Annotated in this window: 2 protein-coding genes and 1 pseudogene; 1 reads left to right on the top strand and 2 read right to left on the bottom strand. The window is 56.9% G+C overall.

Features of this window, described 5'->3' with window-relative positions:
- Positions 1–134 precede the first annotated feature (134 nt).
- Both INF37_RS15490 and INF37_RS15485 read right to left on the bottom strand, forming a co-directional pair.
- On the bottom strand, positions 135–446 hold the full coding sequence (locus tag INF37_RS15490) for a plasmid mobilization protein (protein WP_193539405.1): 312 nt from the start codon (positions 444–446) through the stop codon (positions 135–137).
- 310 nt (positions 447–756) lie between these two features.
- Positions 757–1,833 carry an AAA family ATPase gene (locus INF37_RS15485; RefSeq protein ID WP_193539403.1) on the bottom strand — a complete coding sequence of 359 codons (1,077 nt, stop codon included), beginning with the start codon at positions 1,831–1,833 and terminating at the stop codon, positions 757–759.
- A gap of 122 nt (positions 1,834–1,955) precedes the next feature.
- On the opposite strand from INF37_RS15485, the pseudogene INF37_RS15480 reads away from it, so the two are divergent.
- A pseudogene (locus INF37_RS15480) lies at positions 1,956–2,523 on the top strand (RNA dependent RNA polymerase); the annotation flags it as partial.

Raw genomic sequence — 2,523 nt, 5'->3', positions numbered from 1 at the left:
CAGTTGATGCCTGTGACCAACCGCTGCCCATCGAACTCGGTTTTCTTGTTCTGCATGGTGTACCGCATCACGGCTCCCATGCATCCGTTGCTCTGACCACACTTGTAGTTAGTGAAGCTGATGATCGACATTTTTCACCACCGCTTTCGTTCCAGGATCAGCCGGACAGCAGCGCAGAGTTCAGAGAACGCCTGGCGTACACCGTCCAGGTTGATCACCGTGACGCGTCCCATGTGCGCCAGGGTGACAAGCTGATTCAGATTTCTGCCGATGGACTTCAGCTCCTTGAGCACTTCTTTCAGTCCGTCAATAACCACCACCTGCTTTCCCAAACAGCAGGCCGTCACATAGTCGCTCATGGACATCCCAGAGCGTTTCGCCAATTCCTTGATGGCCTCTCGGTCTGCGGATGCCATCCTGGTGCTGAACTTGATATCTTTTTTCATGTCGTTTCCTCCAAATCACAGATAAAGTGGGTCCGGGCTTCTGCCCGGAAATTATGCGGAAGGCGGGCGGCGGCTTTGCCGGTGACCAGACAAACGCGATGCTGGCCCTCGTCGGAAGCGACTGCGCATCCGTCGCTTCCGACCGAGGTCAAAAGCTCCCTCGCTCCGTGCTTCCTCCTCTCCCCAGAGAAACCGCTTCGCTGGGTTTCTCCGGGGGCCCCTTTTGTGGTGATTTCCCTGCGCCGAACACCCGCACTCCTCCTTCGGCCACAAGCGGCCCAACACGGCGTTTCTTTTGCCTTGCGGGAGTTTACTCGCCGCGCCCGGAAACCGCCCGCAAATCGCCGCACAGCGCCCCGACAGGGTCGATAGGGACGATTTCTCCGGCACCCTCCAAATCGACACTATCGGCACGACGCAGCTCAATCACTCGTTTTCCATTGCTGCGGCGAACCGTTGCCTGAATGCCGCTTTTTCTTAGAGCCTCAATGCTTTGCAGGATCAGCCTTGAAATCTTTTTGGGCGTTATCCCTTCGGACTTATCAGGGTCGATCTTTTCGGAGAGCTCCGTGGGAGTGCCGATAAATATTGTTCTGGTGCTCATAAACGCAGAGAGGAGAACAACGATTTGCCCCTCCAATTGTTCCGGCTGTGTCCGGCTGTCCGAAACCAACTTCCACACATTTTCACTGCTGCGTTCCAACTCCAACTCCCGGTATTCGATATCCCGGCCCACACAGGTCAGTCTGGCTCTGCCGCTGCCCCGCTTTTCTTCTACCAGCGTGAAGCTGGAATCCACCGCGCCGCTGATGGCGGTGGTCCCGGAGATCCGATGGAACACATCCTCCGCCTTTTCCTTGCGCAGATGGTGGATGAGCAGGATGGCAATGCCGTGCTTGTCCGCCAGCCGCTTGAGCACAGACAGATCCCGGTAGTCATTGGCGTAGGTGGCGTCGTGGATCGGACGGATCATCTGCAGGGTGTCAATGATGACCAGCACTGTATCGGGATGTGCGGCGATAAATGCGTCCACCTGTTCCTCCAACCCTTGGCCGATGAGGGCGCACTCCGTGCAGAAGTGGACGCTGTCTGGTGCGTCCTCCGTGATTTCAAAGAGTCGGTTCTGGATGCGGAGGACGGAATCCTCCAGACAGAGATAGAGAGTGGTGCCCTGCCTGGTGGTCATGCTCCAGATTGGTTCTCCCTTGGCCACCGTCACCGCCAGCCATAGAGCAAGCCAGGACTTGCCCACCTTTGGTGAGCCAGCCAGGATGTGCAGGCCCTGAGAGATCAGGGTGTCCACCACAAAATTGGGCGGCTCCAGCGGACGATCCATCAGGGTTCTGCCGTCCACTGTGATCAGGGGATGGTTCATTTTGTTGTTCATGCTTGGTACCTCCATTTCAAGAATTTGAATACAAAAAGCTCCCACCTCAAAAGAAGTGGGAGTAGTATTCATTTTGATTTTGAAATGGTCTGTGGTAGAATAGAGCAAACGGAGGTGAGCCAATGACGACCTATCAGATCTACGAACTCTCTGCCCGGGCGGTGATGAGTTACGCCACGGAGCAAGACGGCGTTTACACCTTTGCTCTGAACCGCAGTGCCACCAAGCACTGCAAGGTACCGGGCGCCAAGCACGAGCAGGACAGCTGCGCCATGTTCCACCAGCTGATGTACCAGCTCCACGGGAAAGGCTGGCGGGAGCGTGGAGAGGAGAAGGTCACAGCGCTTTCCGATGTGCTGTTCTATATGGACTTCGCTGGGATCTTTGACCGGCGTGGAACCGGAAGGACGCAGCAGGCCCGCCGGGAGAAGGCCAGAGACATGTTCCGTCCCGAGGGGATCACTCTGGACTTCGGCAGCGGCCCACACCGCTATGTGGCTTTTGAGCGCTCCGCCAGCATGAGCCGCCAGTCCCGCCTCTCCTTCATCCGGGCGGAACTGTATGAGCCCATGCGCCAACGGATCATGCTGAACATGGAACTGGGCCGATGCCAACTCAGCAAACTCTACGCCTACAACGGCCTCATGTTTTCCAGCGGAACCCGGGTGGACGGCATCCGCATTGACAAAA

It is taken from the genome of Pseudoflavonifractor gallinarum (assembly GCF_014982855.1).
GTDB lineage: Bacteria > Bacillota > Clostridia > Oscillospirales > Oscillospiraceae > Pseudoflavonifractor_A > Pseudoflavonifractor_A gallinarum.
The sequence above is the reverse complement of the archived record's forward strand: the minus strand, read 5'-3'. Positions and strand labels throughout refer to the sequence as shown.

Excerpts from the sequence above, each read along its gene's own strand:
- INF37_RS15485 (WP_193539403.1), bottom strand. The coding sequence starts at position 1,833 with ATGAACAACAAAATGAACCATCCCCTGATCACAGTGGACGGCAGAACC.
- INF37_RS15490 (WP_193539405.1), bottom strand. The coding sequence starts at position 446 with ATGAAAAAAGATATCAAGTTCAGCACCAGGATGGCATCCGCAGACCGA.